This is a genomic window from Mesorhizobium sp. L103C119B0 (genome assembly GCF_000502235.1).
Lineage (GTDB): Bacteria > Pseudomonadota > Alphaproteobacteria > Rhizobiales > Rhizobiaceae > Mesorhizobium.
This window is the reverse complement of sequence record NZ_AYXE01000008.1, coordinates 223,372-244,099: the sequence shown is the minus strand read 5'-3', so window position 1 is coordinate 244,099 and position 20,728 is coordinate 223,372. Positions and strand designations below refer to the sequence as shown.

General features: G+C 63.4%; 21 protein-coding genes and 1 pseudogene. 10 read left to right on the top strand and 12 right to left on the bottom strand.

Going from position 1 to position 20,728, the window contains the following annotated elements:
* The first annotated feature begins 210 nt into the window (after positions 1 to 210).
* Entirely contained in the window at positions 211 to 951 is a 741-nt protein-coding gene (locus X728_RS150340) for a Bax inhibitor-1/YccA family protein (protein WP_023671726.1), read from the top strand.
* A 117-nt stretch (positions 952 to 1,068) separates the two neighbouring features.
* Positions 1,069 to 1,650 carry a GNAT family N-acetyltransferase gene (locus X728_RS150345; protein WP_023831875.1) on the top strand — a complete coding sequence of 194 codons (582 nt, stop codon included), beginning with the start codon at positions 1,069 to 1,071 and terminating at the stop codon, positions 1,648 to 1,650.
* A gap of 116 nt (positions 1,651 to 1,766) precedes the next feature.
* On the opposite strand, the gene X728_RS150350 is transcribed toward X728_RS150345, so the two are convergent.
* The 3 genes from X728_RS150350 to acnA form a co-directional block, all read right to left on the bottom strand.
* The gene (locus tag X728_RS150350; RefSeq protein WP_023683844.1) at positions 1,767 to 2,153 is read right to left on the bottom strand and encodes a DUF2794 domain-containing protein; all 387 of its coding nucleotides are present in this window, start codon (positions 2,151 to 2,153) and stop codon (positions 1,767 to 1,769) included.
* 583 nt (positions 2,154 to 2,736) lie between these two features.
* Entirely contained in the window at positions 2,737 to 3,516 is a 780-nt protein-coding gene (locus X728_RS150355) for a thioredoxin family protein (protein ID WP_023831874.1), read from the bottom strand.
* 350 nt (positions 3,517 to 3,866) lie between these two features.
* Positions 3,867 to 6,557, bottom strand: a complete 2,691-nt coding sequence (acnA, locus tag X728_RS150360) for an aconitate hydratase AcnA (RefSeq protein ID WP_023687676.1) — start codon at positions 6,555 to 6,557, stop codon at positions 3,867 to 3,869.
* Between the two features lie 285 nt (positions 6,558 to 6,842).
* Here acnA and ccmA point away from each other — a divergent pair, with 285 nt between their 5' ends.
* The 4 genes and pseudogenes from ccmA (at position 6,843) to X728_RS150375 (ending at position 9,314) form a co-directional block, all read left to right on the top strand.
* Complete coding sequence (ccmA, locus tag X728_RS150365) at positions 6,843 to 7,451, top strand: heme ABC exporter ATP-binding protein CcmA (RefSeq protein ID WP_023683847.1); 609 nt, start codon at positions 6,843 to 6,845, stop codon at positions 7,449 to 7,451.
* 229 nt (positions 7,452 to 7,680) lie between these two features.
* Positions 7,681 to 8,422, top strand: a pseudogene (gene ccmB / locus X728_RS01000000166815) (heme exporter protein CcmB).
* A 122-nt stretch (positions 8,423 to 8,544) separates the two neighbouring features.
* Entirely contained in the window at positions 8,545 to 8,736 is a 192-nt protein-coding gene (gene ccmD / locus X728_RS150370; RefSeq protein WP_023831873.1) for a heme exporter protein CcmD, read from the top strand.
* Positions 8,733 to 9,314, top strand: coding sequence for a DsbE family thiol:disulfide interchange protein (locus X728_RS150375; protein ID WP_023726030.1), 582 nt, complete (start codon positions 8,733 to 8,735; stop codon positions 9,312 to 9,314). Before ccmD ends, X728_RS150375 begins: the two co-directional genes overlap by 4 nt.
* Positions 9,315 to 9,498: 184 nt before the next feature.
* On the opposite strand, the gene X728_RS1000000171035 is transcribed toward X728_RS150375, so the two are convergent.
* Positions 9,499 to 9,666, bottom strand: coding sequence for a hypothetical protein (locus X728_RS1000000171035; protein ID WP_023671737.1), 168 nt, complete (start codon positions 9,664 to 9,666; stop codon positions 9,499 to 9,501).
* A 286-nt stretch (positions 9,667 to 9,952) separates the two neighbouring features.
* Here X728_RS1000000171035 and X728_RS150380 point away from each other — a divergent pair, with 286 nt between their 5' ends.
* Positions 9,953 to 10,873: an SMP-30/gluconolactonase/LRE family protein gene (locus tag X728_RS150380; RefSeq protein ID WP_023671738.1), complete on the top strand. Its 921-nt coding sequence runs from the start codon at positions 9,953 to 9,955 to the stop codon at positions 10,871 to 10,873.
* Positions 10,874 to 11,033: 160 nt separating this feature from the next.
* Entirely contained in the window at positions 11,034 to 11,240 is a 207-nt protein-coding gene (locus X728_RS1000000172270; RefSeq protein ID WP_023683852.1) for a 4-oxalocrotonate tautomerase family protein, read from the top strand.
* 84 nt (positions 11,241 to 11,324) lie between these two features.
* Here the strand turns inward: X728_RS1000000172270 and X728_RS150390 are convergent, their stop codons facing one another.
* The 8 genes from X728_RS150390 to X728_RS150425 all read right to left on the bottom strand — a co-directional run bounded on the left by X728_RS150390 (position 11,325) and on the right by X728_RS150425 (position 18,495).
* The gene (locus X728_RS150390) at positions 11,325 to 11,873 is read right to left on the bottom strand and encodes an NADPH-dependent FMN reductase (RefSeq protein WP_023821954.1); all 549 of its coding nucleotides are present in this window, start codon (positions 11,871 to 11,873) and stop codon (positions 11,325 to 11,327) included.
* Between the two features lie 36 nt (positions 11,874 to 11,909).
* Complete coding sequence (locus tag X728_RS150395; RefSeq protein ID WP_023831872.1) at positions 11,910 to 12,530, bottom strand: pyridoxamine 5'-phosphate oxidase family protein; 621 nt, start codon at positions 12,528 to 12,530, stop codon at positions 11,910 to 11,912.
* A 67-nt stretch (positions 12,531 to 12,597) separates the two neighbouring features.
* On the bottom strand, positions 12,598 to 13,269 hold the full coding sequence (locus tag X728_RS150400; RefSeq protein ID WP_023687683.1) for a septation protein A: 672 nt from the start codon (positions 13,267 to 13,269) through the stop codon (positions 12,598 to 12,600).
* A gap of 61 nt (positions 13,270 to 13,330) precedes the next feature.
* A complete protein-coding gene (gene ftsY, locus X728_RS150405; RefSeq protein WP_023831871.1) occupies positions 13,331 to 15,322 on the bottom strand; it encodes a signal recognition particle-docking protein FtsY in 1,992 nt (663 codons plus the stop codon).
* 3 nt (positions 15,323 to 15,325) lie between these two features.
* A complete protein-coding gene (mtaB, locus tag X728_RS150410) occupies positions 15,326 to 16,654 on the bottom strand; it encodes a tRNA (N(6)-L-threonylcarbamoyladenosine(37)-C(2))-methylthiotransferase MtaB (RefSeq protein WP_031195600.1) in 1,329 nt (442 codons plus the stop codon).
* Positions 16,654 to 17,538 carry a diaminopimelate epimerase gene (gene dapF / locus X728_RS150415; protein WP_023687687.1) on the bottom strand — a complete coding sequence of 295 codons (885 nt, stop codon included), beginning with the start codon at positions 17,536 to 17,538 and terminating at the stop codon, positions 16,654 to 16,656. The genes mtaB and dapF overlap by 1 nt, the downstream gene beginning before the upstream one ends.
* A 73-nt stretch (positions 17,539 to 17,611) precedes the next feature.
* Positions 17,612 to 17,773: a DUF1328 family protein gene (locus tag X728_RS1000000169020; protein ID WP_023683859.1), complete on the bottom strand. Its 162-nt coding sequence runs from the start codon at positions 17,771 to 17,773 to the stop codon at positions 17,612 to 17,614.
* A 98-nt stretch (positions 17,774 to 17,871) separates the two neighbouring features.
* Positions 17,872 to 18,495: a hypothetical protein gene (locus tag X728_RS150425; protein ID WP_245261720.1), complete on the bottom strand. Its 624-nt coding sequence runs from the start codon at positions 18,493 to 18,495 to the stop codon at positions 17,872 to 17,874.
* 377 nt (positions 18,496 to 18,872) lie between these two features.
* Here X728_RS150425 and X728_RS150430 point away from each other — a divergent pair, with 377 nt between their 5' ends.
* Positions 18,873 to 19,412 (top strand): protease inhibitor Inh/omp19 family protein, encoded by a 540-nt coding sequence (locus X728_RS150430; protein WP_023687689.1) that lies wholly within the window; start codon positions 18,873 to 18,875, stop codon positions 19,410 to 19,412.
* A 30-nt stretch (positions 19,413 to 19,442) separates the two neighbouring features.
* Positions 19,443 to 20,627: a cell division protein ZapE gene (gene zapE / locus X728_RS150435; RefSeq protein WP_023831869.1), complete on the top strand. Its 1,185-nt coding sequence runs from the start codon at positions 19,443 to 19,445 to the stop codon at positions 20,625 to 20,627.
* Positions 20,628 to 20,728 lie beyond the last annotated feature (101 nt).

The window sequence follows — 20,728 nt, the reverse complement described above, 5'->3', positions numbered from 1 at the left end:
GCCGTTTCCGATTAAATCTTGGTAATGTGCAGTCATGGAAGCCCAAGAAAACCGGCTTCCTGCGATTCACCAAGCTTGCAGCCTGTTACGGTCTTGTTCTTGACGTCAAGAACCATCATATTTCGCCACAGGCATGCTGGAGCCCCGCCAGCGGCGCCCAGGTCCGAAAGGGCCTGACACCGTACGGGGCAGAAGCAACAGAGGATTCCAATGGCTGAGCCCATTCGCAACTACCAGACTTCGGCCGTGCCGGGCGCGCGCGCCGACATTGACCAAGGCCTGCGCACTTACATGCTCAAGGTCTACAATTTGATGGGGCTTGGCCTCCTCATCACCGGCGTCGCCGCCTGGGGCGCTTTCCAGCTCGCCGTCACCGGCGACGGACAGCTGACCGCTTTCGGCACGCTGATCTATGCCAGCGCCTTCCGCTGGGTGGTCATCCTGGCTCCACTCGCCGCCGTCTTCTTCCTGTCGTTCAGGATCCAGTCGATGAGCGTGGCCGCGGCGCAAACCACCTTCTGGGTCTATTCGGGCCTGGTCGGCCTGTCGCTGTCGACCATCTTCCTGGTCTACACCGGCGCGTCGATCACCCAGACGTTCTTCGCCACGGCGGCCGCCTTCGGCGCGCTGTCGCTCTACGGCTACACGACCAAGCGCGACCTTTCGGCCTTCGGCTCGTTCCTGGTCATGGGCGTGGTCGGCCTGGTGATCGCCATGCTGATCAACATTTTCCTGCAGTCGTCGGCGCTCGGCTTCGCCATCTCGGCGATCGGCGTGCTGATCTTCGCCGGGCTCACCGCCTATGACACGCAGACCATCAAGGAAATGTACTACGAAGGCGATCAGGCCGACGTTGCCGGCCGCAAGGCGATCATGGGCGCGTTGAGGCTATATCTCGACTTCATCAACCTGTTCATGTTCCTGCTGCAGTTCATGGGCGATCGCCGCTAGGCGGTCTTCCCATCAGGCAACTGGACCAGCTGATATCAAGAGGGCGGCCAACGGCCGCCCTTTTCTTTTGTGCCGGCCTTTGCTGTCATGGAGGCAGATGAATCGTCTGCATAAATCATGAGCACTATTTCCATCCGCGCGGCCTTGGAAGGCGACCTCGGCCGAATTACCGAGATCTACGGCGATGCCGTGACGCATGGCACCGCGAGCTATGAGCTGGAGCCGCCCAGCCGCACTGAGATGGGTACGCGCTTCGACAGCCTGACGGTGGGGGGCTTTCCCTATCTGGTGGCGGAACGAGGTGGCGCGCTGCTCGGCTACGCCTATGCCGGCGCGTTCCGGCCGCGCCCGGCCTACCGCTTCATCGTAGAGGATTCCGTCTATGTCGCGCCTGATGCGAAGGGCCAGGGCGTCGGGCTGCTGCTGATGCAGGCGCTGATTGAAGCCTGCCGTATGGCGGGCTTTCGCCAGATCGTCGCGGTGATCGGCGACGGCCATGCAGACAGCGCCTCGGTGCGGCTGCATGAAAAGCTCGGCTTTCGCCATTCCGGTCGCCTGGAAGGCTCCGGCTACAAGCATGGGCGCTGGCTTGACACGGTGTTCATGCAGCTGTCGCTGAATGGCGGCGTAACGGTTCCGCCCGATCCGCATTCGCTGCCGGAGCGGAAGTTTCGTGAGAGCCTGAGGAGGGGGAATTGAGGAGTTGAAGAACTGAAGAATTGAGGATTTGAATAGCTGAGAACAAACCCGGCGGTATTTCGACCGTTACATCCTCTTTTTTCAATTCTTCAGTTCTTCAATTCCCCAATTCTCAATTAGGCCTGGACAATCTTCAGCTTAGCATCGAAGACGTTGAGCACGCGACCGAGTTCCTGGCCGCGCTTGAGGATTCGGCCGCCGGCGGCGATGACGGCGAAGGCGCCTTGCCGGCGCGCCAGTTTCGGATCCTTGACGATCTGGAACAGCGGCACTTCGCTGGCCCGGCGGAAGACTGAAAACACAGCCCGATCAGACAGATGATCGATGGCATAGTCGCGCCATTCGTTGGCGGCGACCATGCGTCCGTACAGCCTCAGGATCTCGTCGAGTTCACGCCGGTCGAAACGGACCGGCTGGTCGAGGCGTTCGCGTCGCGCCTCGTGCAGCGGGATCAATATTGCGGATGCGTCCCCATCCTCCGTCCCACCGCTGCGATCGGTCATCCCGCGATCCCTTTGAAAATGAATCTCGCTTGCAGAAGTTGGCGTGTTCGCCGTGGAATTGCAAGGCCCGGCTAACCATCCCGGGACTGCGCTGTTTTCGCAACGTCCAGTCACTTTTATAAAACGCGGTGTTTGAATTGGTGATGCCTCGCCACATTTCCGCCTTTTTTTATCCGCGCTCATGCCCCAATGTCCGACGAATTTACCGGCGTTGCCTGAGACGGTTCGGTCCGGCACCGGCTCGTAAACCCCAAGCCCCCCGCCCACGGGTCTGCGTCGGATCGAACCAACCTCGGACTTTCCTCAGGGAGAGACCGGGTGCGACGATCCCAAAACCTAAATGACCGACGTCAGAAGCAAGCTGACGTCGGTTTTTTTGTTTTTGGCTGCTTGAAGAATTTGCCGGAGGCTGCGGTGCCCAGTTTGCGGGCGCATCCCCTCACCCGGATTGCCAGCCGAATTGCAACAGCAATTCGGGCCAATCCGACCTCCCCCGAGCGGAGAGGAGTTCGCGCCAGCGCTGATTCAGCCCCTTCTCCCCTCGGGGAGAAGGTGGCCGAGAGCGGCCGGATGAGGGGGCCTCTTAAGGCTTGTGAATAAACGCAGCGCCCAGAATAGGGCCCGGCAGGCCGTCCTTGCCGACCGACTGCAGCAGCACGGCGCAGCCGCCTTTCTTGGCGATCTCCGTCATCGGCAATTCGTAGCGCTGCGCCTTGCCGTGCCACATGCCGGCGGTCTGGATGCCGGTGACGGCGTTCCAGTAGGTCATGCTGCGGCCGGTGTTCTCGCCCTTGGCGATGGTCACCGTCTGCGGTGGTTCGAAATAGACGATGACGACATGGGCGTCGCTGGGGCCGCTACCGGCGTCGCCGGCATCGATCATGACGCGATCGCTGGTGCGGCTGACCTTGACGCTGACCCGCATGCCTTCACCGGATTTCTCCATGCGGGCAAGCGCGCCGTCGACCTCCTTGCGGCTGGCGCCGTTGACATCGCTGCGACCATTGATGACGGCTTGCGGCGTGTAGACGGAGCGGGTGCCGAAGGCGCGCATATAGTCATATTGCCGGTCAGTATTGTCCTTGCTGCTCAGCGTGTCCTGCCAGCCGAGATAGTCCCAGTAATTGACGTGGTAGGCGAGCGCGACGACGTTGTCCTTGGCCGCCAGCTCGGCAAAGAACGCGTCCGCCGGCGGGCAGGAATTGCAGCCCTGGCTGGTGAACAGCTCGACCACGCCCAAGGGCCTGTCAATCTGCGGTTTGTCGGTCTGGGTCGTTCCCGATTCCTCGGCGAACCCGGTCCCGGCAAGCGCCGAGAAGGCCAGCGCAAAAGCCGCAAGCCGCAGAGGGTGTCGAGGTGCCATGATCGTTCCGATTCCCGCCGGTGACGCCGGCCTTGTTCTGGTTGCCCAGATTTGTGGCAGAAGCGACAGTCAACGGGAAGTCACGTTGCGGTGAAATTTTTGCTGCCGCAACCATGGGTATGGCCATCACAGGGGGAGCACTTCACCGCCCGGTTCGATCGGGAGCATGGCATCAGGAGCGTGGGGCAGATCTTGCTGAGCCCAGCCGGTTTTTACTCCTGTCGTACAGGGCGGGGCTTCGATCGGGTCGGGCAATGCTTTGGAAAGACTGGGAGTAGGGAGTAGGGAGTAGGGAGTGGGGGATGTCCTTCCCCGCTACCGCCCAATCCCTACTGCCTAAGCCCTGGCCGCTACGCGGCCAGATCGCGCAGCACGTATTGCAAAATGCCGCCATTCTTGAAGTAGTCGAGTTCGTCCAGCGTATCGATGCGGCAGATGATCGGCACGTTCTTCACGGTGCCGTCGCCATAGGTCACCTTGGCGATCATCGTCTGGCGTGGCTTGATGGTGCTTATGCCGTCGATCTCGACCAGCTCGTCACCCTTGAGGTTGAGCGAGGCCCATGAGGTGCCTTCCTCGAAGACGAAGGGGATGACGCCCATGCCGACCAGGTTGGAGCGATGGATGCGCTCGAAGGACTGGGCGATGACGGCACGGACACCGAGGAGATTCGTTCCTTTAGCTGCCCAGTCGCGGGAGGAGCCGTTGCCGTATTCGACGCCGGCGAAGATGACCAGCGGCACGCCTTCCTTTTTGTACCTCATCGCCGCGTCGTAGATCGATTCCTCTTCCTTCGACGGGTAGTGGATGGTGTAGCCGCCCTCGCGGCCGTTCTCGCCCAGCATATGGTTGCGGATGCGGATGTTGGCGAAGGTGCCGCGCATCATCACCTCATGGTTGCCGCGCCTTGTGCCGTACTGGTTGAAGTCGGCAACGCCGACGCCATGGTCGGTGAGGTATTTGCCGGCCGGGGAAGCGGCCTTGATCGAACCCGCCGGTGAGATGTGATCGGTGGTGATCTTGTCGCCGAACAGGCCGAGCACGCGCGCGCCCTTGATGTCGCCGATCTTGCCGAAACCGGAGGTCATGCCGGCGAAATAGGGCGGGTTCTGCACATAGGTCGAGTTGTCGTCCCAGGCATAGGTCTGGCCTTCCGGCGCCTTGACGTTCTGCCAGTATTCGTCGCCCTTGAAGACGTCGGCATATTTGCGGGCGAACAGCTCACGTGTGACGTTCTTCTCGATGAACTCCTGGATCTCGGCCGAACTCGGCCAGATATCCCTGAGATAGACCGGCTTGCCGTCACGGCCTTCGCCGAGTGGCTCGGTGGTCAGGTCCTTGGTGACGGTGCCGGCCAAAGCATGGGCTACCACCAGCGGCGGCGACGCCAGATAGTTCGCCTGCACGTCAGGCGAAACGCGGCCTTCGAAATTGCGGTTGCCGGAGAGCACCGCGGCGGCGATCAGGCCCTTATCGTTGATGGTCTTGGAGATCGGCGCTGGCAACGGGCCCGAATTGCCGATGCAGGTGGTGCAGCCGAAACCAACCAGGTTGAAGCCGATCTGGTCGAGCTCCTTCTGCAGGCCGGACTTTTCCAGATATTCGGCGACCACCTGGCTGCCCGGCGCCAGCGAGGTCTTCACCCACGGCTTCTGCTTGAGGCCGAGCCGGTTGGCGTTGCGCGCCAAGAGGCCGGCGCCGATCAGCACGCTCGGGTTGGAGGTGTTGGTGCAGGACGTGATGGCGGCAATGACGACATCGCCATGACCGAGATCATGGTCGGTGCCTTCGACGGCATAGCGCTTGTGGATTTCGGCAGCCTTCTTGTACTCGGTTTCCATCGCCTTTGCGAAGCCGGCCGGAATGCCTTCGAGCGGAACGCGGCCTTCGGGGCGCTTGGGACCTGCCATCGACGGCACGACGCTGTCGAGCTCGAGTTCGAGCAGGTCAGTGAAGACAGGGTCGGCCGAGCCGGCGTCACGCCACATGCCTTGCGCCTTGGAATAGGCCTCGACCAGGGCGATGCGGCTTTCCTCGCGGCCCGACATTGTGAGGTAGCGGATGGTCTCGCCGTCGACCGGGAAGAAGCCGCAGGTGGCGCCATATTCGGGCGCCATGTTGCCGATGGTGGCGCGGTCGGCCAGCGTCATGTTGGACAGGCCCGGGCCGAAGAACTCGACGAACTTGCCGACGACGCCCTTCTTGCGCAGCATCTGGGTGACGGTCAGCACCAGGTCAGTGGCGGTGATGCCTTCCCTGAGTTTGCCGGTAAGGCGGAAGCCGATGACTTCGGGCAACAGCATGGAAACCGGCTGGCCGAGCATCGCCGCCTCGGCCTCGATACCGCCGACGCCCCAGCCGAGCACGCCAAGGCCATTGATCATGGTGGTGTGCGAATCGGTGCCGACGCAAGTGTCGGGATAGGCGGTCGTTTCGCCGTCTTCCGTGTTGGTCCAGACGACCTGACCGAGATATTCGAGGTTGACCTGATGGCAGATGCCGGTGCCGGGCGGCACGACGCGAAAATTGCGGAACGCCTGCTGGCCCCATTTCAGGAATTTATAGCGCTCTTCGTTGCGCTCATATTCGAGCTCGACATTCCTGGCAAAGGCCAGTGGCGTGCCGAATTCGTCGACGATGACGGAGTGGTCGATGACGAGGTCGACCGGCACCAGCGGATTGATCTTCTGCGGATCCCCGCCGAGCGCCTTGAGGCCGTCGCGCATGGCGGCAAGGTCGACCACCGCCGGGACGCCGGTGAAATCCTGCATCAGGACACGCGCCGGGCGATAGGCGATCTCGACGCCGGCGGTGCCCTTGTCCGTCAGCCAGCCAGCCACAGCCTGGATAGAGTCCTTGGTGACGGAGCGGCCGTCTTCATTGCGCAAAAGGTTTTCCAGCAGCACCTTCATCGAATAAGGCAGATGGGCAATGCCGGTGAGGCCGTTCCTCTCGGCCTCGACCAGATTGTAATAGACATAGTCCGCGCCACCCACGGTGAGGGTGCGGCGGCAATTGAAACTGTCGAGGGATTTTGACACGTGCGGTCCGTCCTTGTCTGTTCAGCCTGAAAGGGAACGGACGCCGATGGGCATGCAATCACGCGCAAAGGTGCGGGTACGGCCATTTCCGCTGTCCGTTCCCAGCCAACCCGAGCCGTTCAAGGCGGCGCGTGCGCTGGTTCGGCGCAAATTCTGTTCCCGTGCCGACCGCTGGCACGGATGTCCCGCATATAGAGAATTTTCTGGAATAGTTCTAGACAGTTGCGGAGCAAATTTGTGCGATGCGGCAGCTATCGCGCGGTAAAGTTTTCGGGACGGGCAGGCATGCGGCTGATTGCCGAAAATCTGGGCGGCGAACGCGGCGGCGAGACGGTCTTTTCCGGCATCGGTTTTGCGCTCGACAAGGGCCAGGTGCTGGTCGTCACCGGGCCGAACGGTTCGGGCAAATCGACGCTGCTCAGGGTCATCGCCGGGCTGCTGCCGAAGGCGCAAGGCGACGTGCGCATCGAGGGCGGCGGCGAGACGTTTCCGACGATCGCTTCGGCGGTCCACTATCTCGGCCACCTCAATGCAATGAAGACGGCGCTCAGCGTGGCGGAGAATCTGCGCTTCTGGCGCGATTTCAACGGCGATGGGCAGTCGGGTGTCGAAGAGGCGCTGGAGACGGTTGGTCTCGGCGGCATCGGCCACCTGCCTTTCGGCTATCTGTCGACCGGGCAAAGGCGGCGCGCGGCAATTGCGAAATTGCTGGTCAGTCATAAGCCGCTGTGGCTGCTGGATGAGCCGACGGCCGGGCTGGACAAGGCTTCGGATGCGCGGTTTGCGGGGCTGATGACGAGGCATTGCGCGGAGGGCGGGATTATTGTCGCGGCGACGCACCTGCCGCTGGGATTGGATGGAGCACAGGCATTGAGGATGGGAGCAACAGGGTGATGCCGGCATTCCCGCCCACCCCCCTCTGCCCTGCCGGGCATCTCCCCCGCAGGGGGGGAGATCAGATGTCATGCCGGCTTTCGCCAATCACCGGCATTGAAAAAGAGGCGTCAGCAGTGGAGCTGCCAATCTCCCCCCTTGCGGGGGAGATGTCCGGGAGGACAGAGGGGGGTGTGAAGGAACGCCACCTTCGGCAAGATGGCGATCAAACCGCAGGCGCGGCTTGGCAATGCTAGCCCTCTTCCTGCGCGACGTCCGTCTCTCAATCCGCGCCGGCGGCGGAGCGCTCACCGGCGTCATCTTCTTCCTCGCCGTCATCGCCACCATCCCCTTCGGTGTCGGACCGGACCTGAAGCTGCTCGCCCGCATCGGTCCGGCGATCCTTTGGATCGGCGCTCTGCTCGCCTGCCTGCTCGGCCTCGACCGGCTGTTTCAGGCCGATCGCGAAGACGGGTCGCTCGATCTTCTGGTGCTGGGCAATGACCGCCACATGCTGGCGTTGACGGTGCTGGTGAAGTGCCTGGCGCATTGGGCGGGCAGCGTTCTGCCGCTGGTTGTTGCGGCACCTCTGCTGAGCCTGTTCATGAACATGGAGCCGCTCAGCATCGGCGCCACCGCGCTCACGCTGCTGGCCGGCACGCCGGCGATCACTTTCATCGGCGCGGTCGGGGCNGCTCAGCATCGGCGCCACCGCGCTCACGCTGCTGGCCGGCACGCCGGCGATCACTTTCATCGGCGCGGTCGGGGCGGCGGTGGCGGTGGCGCTGCCGCGTGGCGGGCTGCTGATCTCGGTGCTGGTGCTGCCGCTGACGATCCCGGTGCTGATCTTCGGGGTGTCGGCGAGCTACGGCGCGGTGGCCGATCCTGATCCGTTCCTGCAGCCCTTCCTCATTCTTGCCGCGCTGACGCTGTTTCTTGCCGTGCTGGGTCCGGTGGCGGCAGCACTGGCGCTGCGGCATGGAACGGATTGATATGACCGCTGCGGCGCGACGATCAATTGCGAAGCCCCAGCCGCAAAGCTAAGAAAGCCGCAAAGCTATGGGAAGGCCATGATCGAGCACGACGAAGTGACGGTGGAAGGGGAGCGAAGCGCATGAGTGCACACGCACTCTATGTCGCGGCCGCCTATGGCATCACGGTGATCGTGCTGGCCGGGCTGATCGGCTGGATCCTGCTCGACCAGCGGACCCGCAAGCGCGAACTGGCGGAACTTGAAGCGGCCGGCGTGCGGCGTCGCTCGGACAAAGCCGGTACTGGGGCCAGCACTGGGGCCAGCAAGCCATGAGCACGGAAAGCGAAACGCCGGCGTCGCCGCGCCGCCGCCTGATCGTGCTGTTGCCGCTGCTGGTTTTTCTCGGCCTCGCCGGATTGTTCCTGTCGCAGCTTTTGTCGGGACGCGACGAGGCGGCAGTGCCGTCGGCGCTGATCGGCCTGCCGGCGCCGCAGACCAACCTGCCGGCGCTGGAAGGATCAAACCTGCCCGGGCTGGATTCAAAAGCCTTCGCCGGCAAGGTAACGCTGGTCAACGTCTTTGCATCGTGGTGCGCGCCGTGCCGGGAAGAGCATCCGGTGCTCCTGGCGCTGTCGCAGGACAAGCGCTTCGTCATGGCCGCGCTAAACTACAAGGACCAAGCGCAAAACGCGCGCCGGTTCCTTGGTGATCTCGGCAATCCGTTCCAGGCGATAGGTGTCGACGAGGCCGGCCGCACGGCCATCGACTGGGGCGTCTACGGCGTGCCGGAAACCTTCGTCATCGGCAAGGACGGCAAGATTGCCTACAAGCATGTCGGGCCGCTGACAGGGGAGTCGGCGAGGGATGTTCTGTTGCCGCAGATTGAAAAGGCGCTCGCGGCACCGGGCTGACGTTGGCGCCATGCCCCCTCATCGGGCCGCTACGCGCCCCCTCCTCCCCGTGAGGGAGAAGAGGGAAGCATCGTTACAGGCTAGCTCCTCTCCCCGAGGGGAGAGGTCGGATTGCCCGAATTGCTCATGCAATTCGGTTTGGCAATCCGGGTGAGGGGCGGTGCCCTGCTGACGTCTGAAATGCTCAGCCGTAGATCTGCCTGTGGACCTGGTAGAGCATTTCCGAGCGGTCGGCGCGCAGGTCGGCCAGATCGCGGCTCGTCAGGTTTTCGATTTCCGCGACGAGGCGGTTGTAGTGGCGGCGCTTGGCCATCGAGGTGCGCGCGCGGGAGAAGAGGTTGTCAAAAGCCATAGCAAGGGTCCTTTCGTACCGCATATCAGCGGTGAATTTGTTCCTCCCTTGGTCGTTCGCAACATGACATAGGAATGGTGCGATGCAAAAAGAAGATGTTGCAATGCACCATTGCGCAGGGCGCATAGCAGGTTAATACAGCGCTAACAGCACCATAAACGGCCGGGCAGGCTGGCGGGCCATGCCGGCCGGGCACCTTTTGTCTTACAATTGCGCCTGCGCCACCTTGCCATCGCGCCCGCAGGCTGGCTTGATCCGCGGGTCACGTGATGCCCGGAGGAAATGCATGGCGACCGCAGACTATTACGAAATTCTCGATCCACGTTTCGCGCGGCTGTTCAACGGCAACGCCCAGGTGGAAAAGCTGTTTACCGGATGTCAGTGGGCGGAAGGGCCGGCCTGGTTCGCCGCCGGCCGCTATGTCGTCTGGTCCGACATCCCCAACAACCGCATGCTGCGCTATGACGAGACCGACGGCAATGTCAGCGTCTTCCGTCAGCCCTCCGGCAATTCCAACGGCAACACCGTCGACCGCCAGGGCCGACTGGTGACGTGCGAGCATTCCGGCCGCCGCGTCAGCCGCACCGAGCATGACGGTTCCGTCACCACCATCGCGGCCGAATGGAAAGGCAAGCGGCTGAATTCGCCCAATGACGCGGTCGTGAAATCCGACGGCTCGATCTGGTTCACCGATCCGAGCTACGGCATCGACACCGACTATGAGGGCGACAAGGCCGAAAGCGAGATCGGCGCTTGCAATGTCTACCGGGTCGATCCGGATACGGGCGAGGTCGAGGCCGTCATCACCGACATGGTCCGGCCGAACGGGCTTGCCTTTTCACTGGATGAAAGCCAGCTCTATGTCGTCGACACCGGCCGCACCCATGGCGCGCAGAACCCCGCGCATATGCGGGTCTTCAACGTCGGCAAGCACGGCAAGAAGGTCTCGGGCGGGAAGGTGTTCGCTGACTGCACGGCCGGCCTATTCGACGGCTTCCGGCTCGACGAGGCCGGCCGCATCTGGACCAGTGCCGCCGACGGCATCCATTGCTACGATCCCGACGGCACGCTGATCGGCAAGGTCAAGGTGCCGGAAGTGACCGCCAATTGCGTGTTCGGCGGCAACAAGCTGAACTGCCTCTACATCGCCGGCACCACGTCGCTCTACATGGTGCGGCTGATGGTGAACGGGGCGAAGACGTATTGAGGCTGCTGCAAACGCTTCTCTGGCGGCCTTGATGGCGTTTCTGCGCCTGCCGGCGGCGCCTGTTGCGCTGCGGCCGCCGGAACCACCGCCAAGCGGTTCGCCGGAGCGGATTTCGGAGCCGCGGCGCGGCGGTATCAGACACAATTCAAGGGAGGACATCATGCCATTCGTCAACATCCGCATCGTCAAGGAAGTGATCGCCGCTGATCCCGCTGGCAAGAAGGCCGACATTGCCAAAAAGGTCACGGCGGCCATCATGGACGCCACCGGGCTTAGCAATGACGACGTCTGGGTGGTGTTCGAAGAGGTCAACGCGCGCGACTGGTATGTCGGTGTGACCGATGTCGAGACGTTGCGGAAGGGGTAGCACAGCGGCACGTTGGGGTGCGGCCGCACCCTTTCGTTCGTCATCCTAGGGTCTGCGCCGCGTCGCTTCGCTCCTTGCTCCGCCCTAGGATGACGAGGCAACGTCTGCGCGTATAAAACTCGCGAAAACCTGCACCGCTTCGCGCATGGCCCGCAGGTTCTCGTTCTCTCCCAGGATCGCTTCCATCTCCGGCGGTTTCTTGCCGAGCAAGGCAATCTCCAGAACCGCGTCCTCACAAAGCGCAAACGACATCGTCCGCATGATCTCCGCAAGCGCTGCGCGGGCGTAGAGCGAGCGCGCGGAGGCGTGGGCCAGCATGGCGGGCTTGCCGACTGCGGCGTCGCGCGAGACCAGCCAGTCGAGCGCGTTTTTCATGCCGCCGGGCACGCCATGGGCATATTCGGGGCAGGAGACGATGATGCCGTCGGCGCTGGTGACGGCCTCGATCAGCCGCATGGCCTCGGCCGGTGTGCGCTCGCCTTCGTCATCCGGGTTGAAGATCGGCAGCAGGCCGAGCCCGTCATAGACAGTTACGCGGCAATCCGAAGGCGCGTTCGCGGACAGCGCCGCCAGCAGCGCCGAATTGGTCGAGGCGGCGCGCAGGCTGCCGGAGATGGCGAGGAGTTCGATCACGGGCAAAGGACCGCAATGGCGAATCGTACCCGAAATCTACCACAGGGTCTTGCTGTAGGCTTCGTCCAGCGAGCGGTCGAAATCGTCGGCAGTTTCGGCATGCGCCATCTGATCGGACAGGATCTGACCGAGCGTCGGCAATGTCGCGCGGTCGTGCCAGCTGTCCGGCTTCCACAATTCGGAGCGCATGAAGGCCTTGGCGCAGTGCATGTAAGCGGCCTTGACGCTCACCACGACGACGCTTTGCGGTTGCTTGCCGTCGACGGTGAGGCGCTCGCGCAAACCGGCATCGACGGTTATGCGGGCGTCGCCATTGATGCGCAGCGTCTCGTTCATGCCGGGGATGAGAAAAAGCAGCCCGACCGAAGGGTTGAGCAGGATGTTTTCCAGCGTGTCCAGCCGGTTGTTGCCGGGCCGGTCGGGAATGGCGATGGTCGTGTCGTCTAGGACAAGGGCGAAGCCCGGCCTGTCGCCTTTCGGCGTCACGTCGGAATTTCCGGCGCCGTCGGAAGAACCAATCAGCACGAAGGGGCTCTTGCCGATGAAGGAGCGGCAGTGGCCGTCGAGCGCCCGGAGTTCCTTGCGCATTGAGGCGTCGGTCGGCCGCGGGGTCTTGTAGATCGTCCTCAGTTCGTCGCGCGTGGTGACGAATTCCATGGCCGTCTCCGTTTATTCGGACGCAATTCCGGACGGAAAACCGCTTCACACTTTTCCTGGAATTGCTCTACTTGCCGGCTTCTTCCACCTTCTCGGCCTTATCCTCGATCGAATGGTGCAGGATCAGCGGCATCTGGCTGAAGGTGAACAACAGGGTGATCGGCATGATGCCCCAGACCTTGAAGGTAACCCAGAAGTCGGTGGAAAAATTCCGCCACACCACTTCATTGGCAAGAGCCAGGAACAGGAAGAACAGGCCCCAGCGGAAAGTCAGCTTGCGCCAGCCTTCGGCATCGAGGCGAAAGGCCGAATCGAAGACATAGCCGAGCAGCGATCGGCCGAAATACAGACCGCCGAGCAGCACGCCGCCGAACAGGGTGTTGACGATGGTCGGCTTCATCTTGATGAACACGTCGTCCTGCAGATAGAGCGTCAGCGCGCCGAAGATGAAGACGACGACGCCCGAGACCATCGGCATGATCGGCAAGGTGCGCAGCAGCAGCCAGGAGGCGATCAGCGCGATCGCGGTCGCCGCCATGAACAGGCCGGTGGCGACGAAGATCGGCCCGCCGAATTCGGCCAGGACAGGAAATTTCTGCACCAGCCAGGCGCCGCGTGCATTGGCGAAGAAGAACACCATCAGCGGCCCGAGTTCCAGCACCAGCTTGAGCAGCGGATTGACGCTTTCTTTCTTCTTTCGCGGGTCGGACGGGTCGCGTTCGAGGATGGGTGGGTTCATGACTTCCTTCTGACGCATGATCTTGTCCAAAAAGCCGTCAGCTCTTCGGGATCATTGCCTGTTACGCTACGCCGGCGATCGCCCTGGCGAATTCGCCGGCCGAGAATGGTTCGAGGTCGTCGACCTGTTCGCCGACGCCGATGAAATAGACCGGCAGTTTGTGCTTTGCCGCGATCGCGACCAGAATACCGCCGCGCGCCGTGCCGTCCAGCTTGGTCATCACCAGGCCGTTGACGCCGGCGACATTGCGGAAGATCTCGACCTGATTGAGCGCATTCTGGCCGGTGGTGGCGTCGACCGTCTGCAGCACGGTATGCGGCGCTTCCGGATCGAGCTTGCCCAGCACGCGCACGATCTTTTCCAGCTCCGCCATCAGTTCGGTCTTGTTTTGCAGCCGGCCGGCGGTGTCGATGATCAGTACGTCGGAGCCGGCCTCCTTGGCGCGTTCGAAAGCGTCGTAGGCAAGGCCGGCGGCATCCGCGCCGATCTTCGAGGCGATGACCGGAGACTTCGTCCTCTCGCCCCAGATCTTCAGCTGCTCGATGGCTGCAGCGCGAAAGGTATCGCCGGCGGCCAGCATCACCGACAGGCCACCATCGGTCAGTTTGGCGGCGAGCTTGCCGATGGTCGTGGTCTTGCCGGTGCCGTTGACGCCGACCACCAGAATGACATGCGGCTTGTGCGACAGGTCGAGCTCCAGCGGCATGGCGACATGGGCCAGCACCTTCTCCACCTCGGCCGCCATGATGGTGCGGACATCCGCGTCGGAGACATCCTTGCCGTAGCGGCTGGCAGCGAGGGCATCGGTGACGCGCAAGGCTGTTTCCATGCCCAGATCGGCACGGATCAGCACGTCCTCCAGATCCTGCAGCGTCTCCTCGTCGAGCTTGCGCTTGGTGAAGACGCCGGCGATGTTGCCGGTGAGTTCTTTCGAGGAGCGGGCAAGCCCGTCGCGCATGCGCTGGAACCAGGAGCGTCGCGGCGCCGGTTCGGGCGCCTTTTGCGGCTCGGCTTTCTGCTCGACCTTTTTGGTGACGGTGACTTTGCCGACTGACGGTGTCGGCTGTGGTGTCGGCGGAAAACCCGGTTCAGGCATGGGCGCAACCCCCGCCGTGGCAGCCCGGACTTCGACCGGCGCGGGTGTGGCTTCGACCGGAGTGCGCTTTACCTCCCCCTCGATGGGGGAGGTCCCAAGCGAAGCTTGGGGGTGGGGGTGATTTGCGCTGGCGTCAGCGCTGTCACCCCACCGCGCCGCTTCGCGTCGACCCTCCCCATCGAGGGGAGGGTGGGTCGCCTCGTCCTTCTCCCCGTGGCTATACGGGGAGAAGGTGCCGGCAGGCGGATGAGGGGCGGCGCTGACCTCTGAGGTAGGCTGTGCGGGAGGCGCGGACGGTTGCGGCACTTCGATCGGGGCGGCCGGTTCTGCGGGAGTCTCGGCAGGCGTCGGCACTTCGACGGGAGCGGGCTCCAGCTGCGGTTCCGGACGCGATGGTTCGATCTCCGGCTCGGCCGGCGCCGGCGGCACTTCTTGGGGCTGCGGCTCGGGAGCCGGCTCCGGAACGGCTGGCGGCGCAGGAACTTCTTCCGGTGCAGGCGGCTCGGGTATCTCCGGCTCAGGCTGCGGTTCTTCTACCGGCGCGGGCTCCGGCAACGGTTCCGGCTCGGATGGGACGACCGGTTCCGGCGCGGGCGGGATGGTCGGCGTGGGTTCGGGCTTCGGTTCTTCTGGCGCCGACTGCGGCGCAGGCTTTACCTCCCCCTCGATGGGGGAGGCCCCAAGCGAAGCTTGGGGGTGGGGGTGAGTGGCGTCGGCGTCGGCGCTCTCACCCCTCCCCGCCACTTCGTGGCGACCCTCCCCATCGAGGGGAGGGTGGGGCGTCGGCGGCTCGGGCTCCTCGCGCTTCAAGAACTCCGGAACGACCTGCTCGGCCGCCGGCTTCAGCGCCTCAAGCGCATCCCATTTGATCGGCGGCAGGGGAGCGGTTTCGTCGATGCGCTCCTCGACGACTTCCTTCTTGCCGAACGAAAATATGTTCTTGAAAAAACCGGCCATGCTTCAATCGTCGCAGGCGGCGCGGGCAGTGAGCGGGGCCGCTATCAGGCGCACGCCGTCATGGCCGGTGATGTCTGCCTCGACGATCTCGCCCGGCGCGCCTGTGCCGAGCCCGGCAAGCGTGAACCCTTCGGTGCGGCCGACGCCGTCGCGCTCGATAAGGATCGTTTGGCGCGTTCCGGGAAGCGACGACAGATGGCGGCGATACGCAGCCTCACCAGCGGCGCGCAGCTGGGCCGCGCGCTGCTTGACCAATTCGCGGCGGACCTGCGGCATGCGCGCGGCGGGCGTGCCTTCGCGCGGCGAAAACGGGAAGACATGCAGGTGCGTCAGCCCACATTCCTCGACGATCTTTATCGAATTCTGAAACATTTCCTCGGTCTCGGTCGGGAAGCCGGCGATGATGTCGGCGCCGAAGACGATTGCCGGGCGCAATTTGCGCACATCCTCGCAGAAGCGGATCGACTGGTCGCGCAAATGCCTGCGCTTCATGCGCTTCAGGATCATGTCGTCACCTGATTGCAGCGACAGATGCAGATGCGGCATCAGCCTGGGCTCGGTGGCGATGGCGTCCAGCAGATCGTCGTCGGCCTCGATCGAATCGATGGAGGACAGCCGCAGCCGCCTCACATCAGGCACCTGCTTCAGGATGGTCTTCACCAGCTTTCCCAGCTTCGGCGCGCCCGGCAGGTCGGCGCCGAAAGAGGTCATGTCGACGCCGGTCAGCACGATCTCGGCGTAGCCGTTGCCGACGAGACGCTTGACCTGCTCGACAACCGCGCCCATCGGCACCGAGCGTGAGTTGCCGCGGCCATAGGGGATGATGCAGAAGGTGCAGCGATGGTCGCAGCCGTTCTGCACCTGGACGAAAGCACGTGCCCGGCCGTCAATGGCGTCGACCATGTGGCCGGCGGTCTCGCGCACCGAGAAAATGTCGTTGACGCGCGCCTTCTCGCTGTCGTTGACGCCGAAATCCGGCAGCGCGCGGTAGGAGTTGGCCTTCAGCTTCTCTTCGTTGCCAAGCACGAGGTCGACCTCGTCCATGGCGGCAAAATTCTGCGGTTCGGTTTGCGCGGCGCAGCCGGTGACGATGATGCGCGCCGCCGGATTTTCGCGGCGGGCCTTTCTGATCGACTGCCTGGCCTGGCGCACCGCTTCGGCGGTGACGGCGCAGGTGTTGAAGATAATGGCGCCGCCTTTGAGCGCGCCGAGACCTGCGCTTTCGGCCTCGCGGCGCATCACTTCGGATTCATAGGTGTTGAGACGGCAGCCAAAGGTGACGACGTCTATGCCTTGGGAGTTGGGGCCCTTGGTATCGGCAAGCGCAGACATCAGGCCGCGCTTTCGGTGTCGCGGGCCCAGGTGCCGGTCGACGGATCGAAATTGCCGGAAAACTCCCATTCGGCAGCGCCGGTCAGGATGACGTGGTCGTCGTCGCGCCATTCCACATGCAGCGAGCCGCCGCCGGGCGTCATCAGCGTAACGCTGCGGCCGGTGCGCCGGGTGCGGGCAGCGGCGACGACGGAAGCGCAAGCGGCCGAGCCGCAAGCCCTGGTCAGGCCGGCGCCGCGCTCCCAAGTGCGGATGATCATCGTCTCCGGCGACGTTACCTGGGCGATGGTGATGTTGGCGCGCTCGGGGAAGATCGGATGGTTTTCGAGCAGCGGGCCGAAACGCTCGAGTTCGTAGGACCAGACATCGTTGTCGACCCAGAAGATAGCGTGAGGGTTGCCCATCGAGAGAGCCGAAGGCGAATGCAGCACCGGCGCGTCGATGGGGCCGATCTGCAACTCGATCATGCGGGTGTCGCGGAATTCCTCGGCCAGCGGAATGTCCTGCCAGCCAAAGCGCGGAGTGCCCATGTCGACCGAGATGGTGCCGTCGGCATGTTCGACGGCGTTGAGGATGCCGGCGCGGGTCTCGAAGGTGAAAGTCTTCTGGCCGGTTTCGGCGGCCAGCGCCTGGACGACACAGCGCATGCCGTTGCCGCAGGCCTGCGCGCCCGAGCCGTCGGAATTCAAAATGTCGATGTAAAACGCGGTGCCCGGCGTGCGCGAATCGTGGATCGCCATGATCTGGTCGAACCTAGTCGCCGCATCGGCGTTCAGCGCGACAGCCGACGCCGCCGTGACCCTATCGGCACGGCCACGCATGTCGGCGACGATGATTTCGTTGCCGATGCCGTTCATCTTGGCGAAGGGGGCAGTGCCTGCCATGATCTGAGGTAATTCCTGTACGTTTCGCCGCTATATGGCGGAAACGGGCGGGAATTACCAGTGTGGGCTGCGTTTAGGTTACCGCGAAAACGCCGAGCACGATCAGCAGGAAGATGACGAGAACGATGCCGATCAGCACGCGCGCGCCGGTGGCGGCGGCACCGGCCAGCGCCGGCATGCCGAGCAGGCTGGCGGCGGCAGCAACGATGAGAAGAATGATGATCCATTTGATCATGGACAATGCCTCGCAAATTGACTGGCCTGCAGCCGGCTTAAGAACGCATCTGCGGCGCTCTGGTTCCGTTGCCGCGAGGCTCTTTCCGACTGGGCGCGCTATTCGGCAATCTCGAAGTCGGTCGTGAAAGGCGCCGTCTTTTGCGAGTTCTCGTCGTGCATGAGGAAATCCGCGCGGTATTTGCCGGGGGGAACGCCATCCAGGGAGACGTTTAATTTGAAGAACATCTCTCGGTTATGCGAGCGCGAGGCGAGCTGGACCCGGCCAAGCTTTTCGACGGTTCCCAGCTTCTCGCCCGACTGGGAAAGCACAGTAAGGTCAACGTAAAGCGCGATCTGGTTGTTGCCGAGCCCATCCGAGCCGTAGCCGTAACCGACCGGCTCCATATAAAGCACAATCTCTTCGCCCGGCTTGTAGACATGGTTCGGGCGCTCAGCGTAGGCGCCGAAGCCGCTGGCCGACATGATATGCTTCACATTTTGCACGCCAAGCGGCATCGCTTGCCACAGAGCGTCCTCGGCGCTGCGGAATTTGTCCAGCGCGCCGGCGCCATCACCCGCCTGCAGTGCCTTTTCGGCTTCAGCGGCGCGATCGGTGATTTCACCCGCGAAAGCGGCCGGCGTCGAAATTACCAGCGCGATCAAAACTGCCAAGATTGATTTCATCTGTTCCCCCTGTTGCGATAGACCATCGGCTAAAATGGCAGTGCCGTAAACGGCCAAATGCAGACTCCAGCCGCGCTCGATCTCGGGAACGTCCCAAACCTCGCCCGGACGCAAGGCGCGAAACCGCTCACGCGCCAGGCCTTGCGCCTCAAGCGCTTCAGTCAGTTTTGCGCCGGCAGTTGCGCTCGACCGCCGATGCGCCGACCTGCTGCGGGCTCCGGTGCCGCTTTCGCAACCAATGTACCGGTTGGAACCGCGCTAGAGCGAAGACATGCCTTTTGTCGCGCCAGCCATTTTGCGACAAATTTACAACAATTCGTGGTGCAAACCCTATTTTAACCATATCGGGTTGAAATTTCGCCACCTTCTCCATCTTGGTGAGGGGTGAGATTGTGCGGACGGCTTCCCCCCAGCCGGATCCGACGGAGGTTGGAATGATTTTTTCGAGAAGCGGGCTGATGGCCGTATCGCTGGCAGCGCTCGTTGCGAGCGGCTGTTCGACCTCGCGTTTTTCATCGATGGATGACCAGCAGCCCGCCCCGCTGCAGCCCGCGCCCGCCGGCACGGTGAGCGGAAGCCAACTGCCGCCCCCGGCAGCGCCGGGCACCACCGACCCATCGCAATTCCCGACCGCGCCGGCAGGCGCGCAGGTCGCCTCGCTGCCGCCGGACGGATCGGCGCCGGCCGGAGCCTCCGACCTTACCGCTGCGAGCGTTGCCGGCGTCTGGAACGCCAGCGTGTCCGGACAGAGCTGCAAGGTGGCGACGCCGCAGACCAAATTCGGCGCCGGCTTCCGCGCCGGGCCGCTGCATTGCCCGCCGCCCATCGACGGCATCAAATCGTGGAACGTCGCCGGCAAGCAGCTGACGCTCTATGACGAGAATGGCGGCACGCTGGCGCGGCTCTATTCCTCGGGCGGTTCGAAATTCGACGGCCAGACTACCAACGGCTTGCCGATATCGCTTACAAGATAGGCTGCCTATCCCTAGACAGCGACGTGACCGATGCATCTGCGTGACGGCCTCCAGACCCATGCGACCGTCAGGCAGCGCTACGACCATCTGGTCGCAACCGGCGCCATCGAGCGCGATGCGGCGCAGGAGCGCATCGCCGCCGCGCTCGACCGGCTGACCGACGAGATCTCGGTCAAGCGGCTGGCGCACAAGTCGAGCGCGCTCGGCTGGCTGTTTGCCCGCAAGCGCGAGACGCGCGAGGTCGTCAAGGGCCTCTACATTCATGGCGGCGTCGGTCGCGGCAAGACCATGCTGATGGATATGTTCTTCGAGCTGTTGCCGGTCAGGCGCAAGCGCCGCGTTCATTTCAACGACTTCATGGCCGATGTGCAGGACCGCATCCAGAAGCACCGGCAGGCGCGCAAGAACGGCGACGTCAAGGAGGACGACCCGATCCCGCCGGTCGCGCTTCAGCTTGCCGAACAGGCCTGGGTGCTGTGCTTCGATGAGTTTTCGGTCACCGACATTGCCGATGCGATGGTCCTGTCGCGGCTGTTTTCGGCGCTGTTCGCCAATGGCGTGGTTCTGGTCGCCACCTCGAATGTCGCGCCGCAAGACCTTTATCGCGACGGGCTGAACCGCCAACTCTTCCTGCCCTTCATCAGCATTCTCGAGCGCCACGCCCATGTGCTGACGCTCGATGCCGACAAGGACTACCGGCTGGAAAAGCTCGCCCGCACGCCTGTCTATGTCACGCCGGGGGATGCCGAAGCCGATCGTATGCTCGACGAAGCCTGGCAGGCGATGACGCACGGGGCGGCAACGGCCGAGACCGCGCTGACGCTCAAGGGGCGGCAGGTGAGAATACCGGCTGCTTCCGGCAATGCGGCGCGGTTTTCCTTCGCCGATCTCTGCGAAAAGCCGCTCGGCGCGCGCGATTTCCTGGCGATTGCCGGCCGCTTCTCGACCGTCTTCATCGATCACGTGCCGGTGCTGGGCGAAGGCAAGCGCAACGAGGCCAAGCGCTTCATCCTCCTGATAGACACGCTCTACGATCATCACACGCGGCTGGTGGTAAGCGCCGATGCCTCGCCCCCTGAGCTCTATACGGCCAGGCGCGGCAACGAGGTGTTCGAATTCGAGCGCACGGCCTCGCGGCTGATCGAAATGCAGAGCCGGGATTGGCTGGAGGACTGGGCGGAACGGCAAAAGGCGAAGGCGGAAGTGCAGGTCTGAGGGTTCGAAGAGGTCATTATGTAGTGATCCTTCGCGCCCCCCTCTGTCCTGCCGGACATCTCCCCCACACGGGGGGAGATTGGCGGTTTCGGCGCTCCGCT